Annotated in this window: 5 protein-coding genes; 4 read left to right on the top strand and 1 reads right to left on the bottom strand. The window is 59.1% G+C overall.

The window, feature by feature from the left end:
• The first annotated feature begins 171 nt into the window (after positions 1-171).
• Positions 172-1,215 (top strand): patatin-like phospholipase family protein, encoded by a 1,044-nt coding sequence (locus G3N58_RS08320; protein WP_205192517.1) that lies wholly within the window; start codon positions 172-174, stop codon positions 1,213-1,215.
• Between the two features lie 2 nt (positions 1,216-1,217).
• Positions 1,218-2,717, top strand: a complete 1,500-nt coding sequence (locus tag G3N58_RS08315; protein WP_167037639.1) for a GntP family permease — start codon at positions 1,218-1,220, stop codon at positions 2,715-2,717.
• A 79-nt stretch (positions 2,718-2,796) separates the two neighbouring features.
• On the opposite strand, the gene G3N58_RS08310 is transcribed toward G3N58_RS08315, so the two are convergent.
• The gene (locus tag G3N58_RS08310) at positions 2,797-4,203 is read right to left on the bottom strand and encodes a replication initiation protein (RefSeq protein ID WP_167038007.1); all 1,407 of its coding nucleotides are present in this window, start codon (positions 4,201-4,203) and stop codon (positions 2,797-2,799) included.
• Between the two features lie 1,040 nt (positions 4,204-5,243).
• On the opposite strand from G3N58_RS08310, the gene G3N58_RS08305 reads away from it, so the two are divergent.
• Positions 5,244-6,455: an AAA family ATPase gene (locus G3N58_RS08305; RefSeq protein ID WP_167037642.1), complete on the top strand. Its 1,212-nt coding sequence runs from the start codon at positions 5,244-5,246 to the stop codon at positions 6,453-6,455.
• Complete coding sequence (locus tag G3N58_RS08300) at positions 6,452-7,426, top strand: ParB/RepB/Spo0J family partition protein (protein WP_167037646.1); 975 nt, start codon at positions 6,452-6,454, stop codon at positions 7,424-7,426. Before G3N58_RS08305 ends, G3N58_RS08300 begins: the two co-directional genes overlap by 4 nt.
• Positions 7,427-8,158: the final 732 nt, after the last annotated feature.

The following is an 8,158-nucleotide window of genomic DNA, read 5'->3' as shown; positions in this document are numbered from 1 at the left end:
CTGAACAGAAGGAGCTCTTCCAGACACTGAACCTGCCAACCCCGACCGCCGACGCCTTGTAGGGACAAAAACGCTACCCCTGATGTAGCGAAATCAAAGACTTACGCAAGAATCTGTCGAACTCGGGGGCGCCAGCTCGTGAAATGGAGCACTCCTCAACAAGGAGTCGTCTTGGCTGCAACGAAAGCTCGATCAACTCATCGCGCACCCGCTCGCATCGACCTCGCATTGCAAGGCGGCGGCTCGCACGGTGCTTTTACATGGGGCGTCCTCGACCGTCTGCTCGAAGAACCCTGGCTACAGATCGAAGGTATCTCGGGCACGTCGGCCGGCGCAATGAATGCCGCCGTGCTCGTGAGCGGTTATCAACTCGATGGCGCGGCTGGCGCACGCGCCACGCTCGAAGCGTTCTGGCGACGCGTGTCCGAGGCGGCAGTCTTCAGTCCATTTCGCCGCAGCCCGTTCGACGTGCTGATGGGCCGCTGGACGCTCGATTATTCGCCGCTTTTCATTGCGATGGATCTCGCGGCCCGCATGTTCTCGCCATACGACATGAATCCGCGCGGCGTCCATCCGCTGCAGAAGATTCTCGAAGAATCGATTGACTTCGCCCATCTGCGCGACGCACCGATCAAGCTCTTCATCACCGCGACGCGTGTGCGCACCGGTCAGGCACGCGTGTTCCGCAACGCCGACCTGTCGCCGGACGTGCTGCTCGCCTCAGGCTGTCTGCCGACGCTGTTCCAGGCGGTGCGGATCGATGGCGAGGACTACTGGGACGGCGGCTACGCGGGCAATCCGACGATCACGCCGCTGGTGCGCGAATGCACGTCGAGCGACACGCTGCTGATTCAGGTGAATCCCATCGAGCGCGATGAAACGCCGCGCACCGCGCGCGAGATCATCAGCCGCCTGAACGAAGTCGCGTTCAACGCACCGCTCATGAAGGAGCTGCGCATGATCGCGCTGCTGCGCCGCGCGGCGGACGCCGGCAGCGACGAAGGCCGCCACTGGGCGAAGATGCGCATTCACCGCATCTCGAGCGACGTGATGACGGAACTCGGCTACTCGTCGAAGCTGAACGCCGAGTGGAGTTTCCTGACGATGCTGCGCGACGAAGGACGGCTTGCCGCGCAAGCGTTCCTCGACGAGCACGGCGACTCGATCGGCGTGCGCTCTTCACTTGATCTCGACGCGTTGCTCGACGGAGTCTGACCATGGACGTCACTACCCTGTCACCGCTCGCGGTGGGTCTCGGACTGTTCGGCATGCTCGCCAGTCTCGCGCTGCTGATCGGCTTTGCGTATCGCGGCTGGACCGTGTTGCTGCTCGCGCCGTTCGCCGCGATGCTGGCCGCCGCCATTTCGGGCGAGCCGATTCTCGCGCATTGGACACAAACCTTCATGATCAGCGCCGCGCGGTTTCTCGCGCAGTTTTTCCCGCTGTTCCTGCTCGGCGCGCTGTTCGGCAAGCTCATGGAAGACAGCGGCTCGGTGAAGGCGATTGCGAGCTACATGACGGACAAACTCGGCGCGCATCGGGCGATTCTCGCCGTCGTGATGGGCGGCGCGCTCGTCACGTATGGGGGCGTGAGTCTCTTCGTCGCCTTCTTCGTGATCGCACCGATGGCGACCGCCCTCTTCCAGGCCGCCAATATTCCGCGCCGTCTGATGCCAGCCGCGATCGCGCTCGGCACGTCGACCTTCACGATGTCCGCGCTGCCCGGCACGCCTGCGATCCAGAACGCGATCCCGATGCCGTTCTTCGGCACGACGCCGTTTTCGGCGCCGGGGCTCGGCATTATCGCGAGTATCGTGATGGCAGGCTTCGGGCTCTGGTGGCTGTCTTTGCAACAGTCGCGCGCGAGAGCGGCCAACGAAGGCTTCGATGGTTCGAACGCGGCGGCTGCGCCCACCGCGAAGCCCGCGGCCGATTCGAGCCTCGTGCGCGAGCGCGCGACCGTATCGCAAAGCTTCGATCCCGGCGAAATCGGCCACGGACACGTCAGCGAAGATCAGCCGTCGTTTGGTGTCGCGATCACGCCGCTCGTGCTCGTCGTACTCACGAACTTCGTGATGAACGTGATCGTGTTGCCGCGTCTCGACGCCGACTATCTCGCGGACGCCCGCTGGGGCGAAACCTCACTTGCGGCCGTCGGTGGCGTGTGGGGCGTATGCGTCGCGCTCACCGTTGCGATCGTCGCGCTCATTCTGCTCAATCGCCGTCGCTTGCCCGCTTTGCGCGAGACCATCGACGCGGGCGCGAATGCGTCAGTGCTGCCGGTCTTGAGCGTCGGCAGTCTGGTCGGCTACGGTGCGGTGATCGCCGCACTGCCCGCGTTCGCGCTCGTGCGCGAATGGGTGCTCGGCATCGGCGGTGGTCCGCTCGTCTCGCTTGCCGTTGCAACGAATCTGCTGGCGGCGCTAACGGGCTCGGCATCGGGCGGCCTGACCATCGCACTCGATGCGCTCGGCAGCACCTATCTGCAACTGGCCGGTCAGTACGGCATCGACCCTGCACTGCTGCATCGGGTCGCGGTGATTTCGTCGGGAACGCTCGATAGTCTGCCGCACAACGGCGCAGTGGTAACGCTGCTTGCCGTGTGCGGCTCGACACATCGCGAAAGCTATCGCGACATCGTCATCGTCGGGATTCTGGGCGCGCTGCTCGCGCTCGTCGTGGTGATCGTGCTCGGAACGCTGGTTGGATCGTTCTAGAGAGAGGGGCGGCGCTCGCGCAGGTCGCGGGTTATCGATCGTCAGCGCCGCATCGCTGATGGCTCACGCGGGGCGGATGTCAGGCCGCGGCAGCCCGGGCCGCATTCATCCGGCCAAAAACGAACTGACCGAGATACCAGACCAGTTCGGTATTCGCGAAGATCGCCTCTTCCGTCACCGTCGACGGTTCCAGCTTCATACGACGCAGCATCAGCTTGCCCTCGCGCGACATCGTCCACGCGTGCATCAGTTCCTTGCGCGTCTTTGCGTCGGCGGCACTGAAGTGGTCGCGGCCTTGGCGCGAATCTTCGTTCATGCGCGTGCGCACTTCCTCTTCGCGCGTGGCGATGCTGTGCGCCACCGACTTCCTCGCCACGGTTCTGGCTTCCTGCTCCTGCGTCTCATCGGCAAGCAGTCTGGCCTGGACGTCGACCATCGTTCGCTCGGCGTCGGACATCTTCCAGTTGTCGCGCAGCGCGCGCATCAGATAGCCCGCCGGACTCTTCTTGACCTGGCCGCGTTTGATTCTGAAGCGCGTGTATTCGACCGCCTGCTGAATGCGCTCATCGGTCCACACGTCGCGATTCTCGGAAATCTCGGTGAACTGCTTGGTCGATAGCCCGAATTCGTCGGTGAGAATCTTGTACAGATGACTCGCATCGGCAAGGCTCGCGAGCACGGCATCGGCCGTGTCCTTGCGCTTGAGCAGGAAGCGGATGCGATCGATTTTCTTCGAGGTTGTCGACGCCGTCCGCGTCTCGTACGAAAGTTCGACGTCCGATACATCGTTGATCTCACGGACCGCCGGCTCGAGCCAGTCGCGCTTGAAGTACTTGAAGATAGCCGCGTTCGCGCCCATTTTGCCGGGCCAATTGCGCATCTCTTCGAGCTGAATCCAGTCCGTACGCCCCGCGGGCACGTACGGCAAAACTTTGTCGTAGATCGCGCGCGCGAGGCTGCGCGTGAACGCGGTCGAAATACGCAGACTCAGCCAGTGCGATTTCTGCGGATCGCGGATGTGAGGCACGAGCCGCGGATGGACGTCGAAACGCATTCGCCCGCGATGAAAACCGACCATGCCGATAAGTTGAACCTGGACCCAGAGATCGTCCTCGTTCGGATCGCGGTCCGCCGGCGTATTCGTCACGCGGACTTTCGCGTTCTGCGCTTCGTCGGCAATCGTGCGTAAATGCTTGAGATTGCGGCTGTCGTAACGCATCAGCCACTTGAAATAGTTAAGCTCGATGTCGTACTGATCGCGCTCCTCGGGCTCCTGCGCGACGATGAAATACGCAGCGTCGAGAAAGCGCCGCGCGGGTAGCCCCATATTGACGATTTCGGTGAAGAAGTCGTTGCGCTGATAGCCGATCTCCCGATTGGCTTCGTTGATGCGCAACCCCTGGTCGAACATGTCTTCGAACAGCGCGAGTGCCATCTGGCGTGAGGTGGCCTTCGACTTGCCCCCTTCCGGATTGTCCGCCGTCATGTTCTTCATCCACTTTTTTCGCTTCCGGGACTCTAGCACGTGGTGGTGAGCTGTCAACACACAGAACCTCACCATCAGGGCGTGGCCTCGCGGCAAGGAAGTTCGTGCTGCGGATGAGCACACAGAATCTCACCCGAGACACAACCAACCTCACCGACGGAGCGGCTCATTGTGGAGCCAGGCCTTGTATGACAGCACTTCTGGCCGATTCCGATGGCTTTGCACAACCCACCTCACCTTTGCAGTGGCAAGCGTCTGTCATGCACACCGGGCCTCACCTTGATGGGGAAAGAGCCTCACCTTCCTGCACAACAGGCCGCACCTTTACGCACATTCCACCTCACCTTTGGCACAACCCACCTCACCTTTCTGAAGTTAAGTAGTTGAATTAACTGGACATTGAAACTTCCTGTTGGTTTGTTGGTTCGTTCTTGTTTTAAAAACAACCCACCAACTGCGATTTGCAAAGCTGAAAAGAGAAATAACGCAATGCAGCAAGGTGAGGTTGATTGTGCGCGTCTGGAAAGCGCAATCTCGATTTTGGGTGATGGTGAGGTTTGTTGTGCTGCTGGGTGAGATTGAAATACCCTGGTTTGGTTATGGATCGGCTCCTTAGCCGTTGAGTTCAGGGCCATGTAGGTGAGGTTGATTGTGCGTAGGGGCTTTCGAAGCGATTCTGATCCCGTATGGTCGCGTTTCGCCCGGCAATTTCGAGGAAAGGTGAGGTCAGTTGTGCTGTAAAGGGTTCGTCAGTGAGACGCGAAAATGAGAAAATGCACAAATGACCTCACCAGACGCCAATTTTTTAGGCACGCTGAGACTTGCTCCGGGGATTTTTCGGATAAAGGTGAGGTCATTTGTGCCTCGCCGAGGTCGCTCAAATAGTCGTGTTTAGCGAGCAAGAGCGCGATCGCCTCCGAAATTGGGCTCTGAAGTGTGTCGAAGTGCGAAAAATCTGCATAAAAACAGTAATTTAAAAAGCTATTTTCAAGCATTTCCTGTATTCTGAGGTTTCTAGAATTTTATGGGAAAACCTCAGAATGGTCAGAACGAGCCAACTTCCTGCCGTAGACCGAACCGTTCACTTTGAGCAGATCAGCCAGTTTGCGGAAAAGGTCACGATTTTTACCAATGAGCTGCGTGACACGATTCTGGCTCCGCGTCCGCGAAAGACGGCTCCTGTTTTCAAGACGGGTGAGATTGCCGAGATGTGCAATATCTCTCACTCGCAGGTTCAATATCTTGCGACCAAGGGCGACGGTGAATTGCCCTCGGGCACCGCTGCCGGCACCGGTCGCACCCGCACGTTCACCCTCGAAGAAGCGCGCATCTGGGTGCAGAAAATTTCTGATATCTACCAGACTCCGCTCGTCACCCGCGTGAAGGAGCCGGACGGAAAGATCATCATTACCGCTCAGCTCAAAGGTGGGTCCGCGAAGACGACAACGACCATGTGCCTCGCTCAAGGCCTATCGTTGCGCGGCCGCAAGGTACTTGTGGTCGACCTCGATCCGCAGGCGTCACTGTCGGAACTGTGCGGACTGTATGCGGAAAAAGATGTGACACCGGAAGATACGGTGCTGCCGTACGTCTATGACCAGGATATCGAAGGGGGTCTCGAAGGCCGGGTGCAGTCGACTTACTGGGATGGCATCGATGTCATTCCGGCGCACACGGAGCTGATCGGTGCTGAGTTTCATTTGCCGGCAATGCAAAAGGTGAGGCCGGGTTTCCGGTTTTGGACAGTCCTTCGCCAGGGCCTCGAACCGCTACGGAAGAAGTACGACTACATTCTGATGGACACATCGCCGTCGCTGTCATACCTCAATCTGAATGCACTCATGGCGGCGGATGCAATGGTGATGCCGATGGTGCCGGAGAACCTCGACTTCATCAGTTCGCTGTCGTTCTGGAGACTCTTCTCGGACGTGTCGAAGAGCTTCATCAAGTACGAGAAGGACAAGAAATACGACTTCGTCTCGCTGGTGCTTTCGAGGGTCGATTACGGGCGAAACTCGTCGGCGCCCATCGTGCGTGCGTGGGCACAGAGCGCATACGAAAACTGGCTGCACTCGATTGAAGTGCCGGCGAGCTCGGTGATGAGTACGGGCGCGCTGGCGTTCTCGACGGTCTTTGACATCAGCAGCACCCACAGCGCAGCCAAGTCGCTGCAGCGTGTACGGCAGCCGCTGGTTGACTATTGCCGATGGATCGACGAAATCTATTCGGAAAAATGGAGGAACGCGCAATGAGTAATATGCGAGAACAGTTGCTGGCCAAGACGTCCGGCATTCGCAAGACCTCGGCCATCAATGAGGACGAGGTGAAGCGCAGCAATCGCACGCAGACAGCGCCCGGCCTCGCGGGCGCGCTAGCCGTTGCGCAGCTTCGGGTACAGGAGCTGGAGGCAACCGGTGTTGCATCGCAGTTGGCGGTGGCGGGAATTTTGCCCAATCCCTGGCAGCCTCGGCGGGTGTTCAACGAAGCCAAGCTTGCGGAACTCGCCGAGTCCATCCGTGAGGTTGGACTCATGCAGCCGATCGTTGTGCGTCGTGTCGCCGACGATTATCAGATTGTTGCTGGTGAGCGGCGTTGGCGAGCACACAAGATGCTCGGACTCGATACGATCAAGGCGGTGGTGGCGGACTGCTCCGACTCGGATATGGCCGTTCTGGCGATGGTCGAAAATATCAGCCGGGACGATCTGGCCGATTACGAGATCGGGGTTGCTATCCGCAGATCGGAGACGGAGTTTCCGAACCGGAAGCGACTGGCGGAGGCGATGGGTTTGTCTCGTGCAGGGCTTTACCAATTTCTTGCGTTCGACAATCTTCCGGACTTTATCAAAAAGGATCTGGATATCCAGCCGCGGCTTCTTGGTGGAACTGCGGCACAGGCGATTGCCGCGGCGATCAAAAAACACGGCGAGGATGGCATCAAGGCCGCGCGTGAAATTTGGCCGCTGCTGGTGAGAGGCGAAATGGATCAGGGCAAGATCGCCTCGGCCATTGTGGCGCTGGCCACGAGACAGACGACGTCAGGCGGAGCGAGCGGACGCAGCATCGAAAAGTTTTTCTCGGGACGGGAGCACGCAGGAAGTATCACGAAGGACATCAGCAACTTTACGATCAAGATCAAGACCGGAGTGATTACCGAGGCGCAGGAGATTCAGATACGTCAGCTTATCGGGCAGATGTTTCATGCGCAGCCCAAGACGAATTGACTAATCGTTGGTTTGTAAGAGAGAAGCCCGCCTCGTGCGGGCTTTTTTGTTGGTGGCGGGCGGGTTGTTCTGGCGGGATGGAGAGTGTCTAGAGTCTAGACACTTTGGGTGGCTGGCCGAGTGACGCCTGTGTTGTCAGGGTTGCGCGAGGGGAAAAGGCGATCTGCTGGTCTGTTTGATTGCGACTCTCTTTGTCTCGCTTTGGGGTGGGCAGCCGGTTCTCAACGGGCGTTGGCCGCTCAGGGATCGCTCGGTTGGAACGGCCGTTCAGAAAGATATTTGATCTCGATTTTTTATCACCACTTCGCTTGCTGGGACGGGAGGGAAGTATTCGATCGACACTCAAAGCGAGATTCACCGTTCCCTCGCTTGGCATCTGGGTGATCTCGTGTTTGCCGGCGATGATCCGAGCCTCGGCGCCTTTCTCGATCCGTTGATGCAGTTGGACGAGGCCATTGGCTGTCCCATCGAAGATGAGATGGTGAGCGCGTATTTAGAAGCGGCGTGTGGAACGGTCACTTTGTTGCTTATCTCGTCCGCTCGTGTTCTTTCTCATCCGGCTGCTCGGTATCGGGCGATATCTCCTAAACATAACGTGGCCCGAGGGTGGGCGCGTCGAACAGATAAGTTGGTAGCCGTTCGTCGAATAAACCCCACTTGTTGACGCGAGAGTGAACTCCGTGCGTAAGGAGTTACTTGAAGGTATTGCGTCGGCTCATTGGTGCCGCCGTA

The sequence above is a fragment of the Paraburkholderia sp. Ac-20342 genome (assembly GCF_017104985.1).
GTDB lineage: Bacteria > Pseudomonadota > Gammaproteobacteria > Burkholderiales > Burkholderiaceae > Paraburkholderia.
This window is presented reverse-complemented; position numbering and strand designations above follow the sequence as displayed.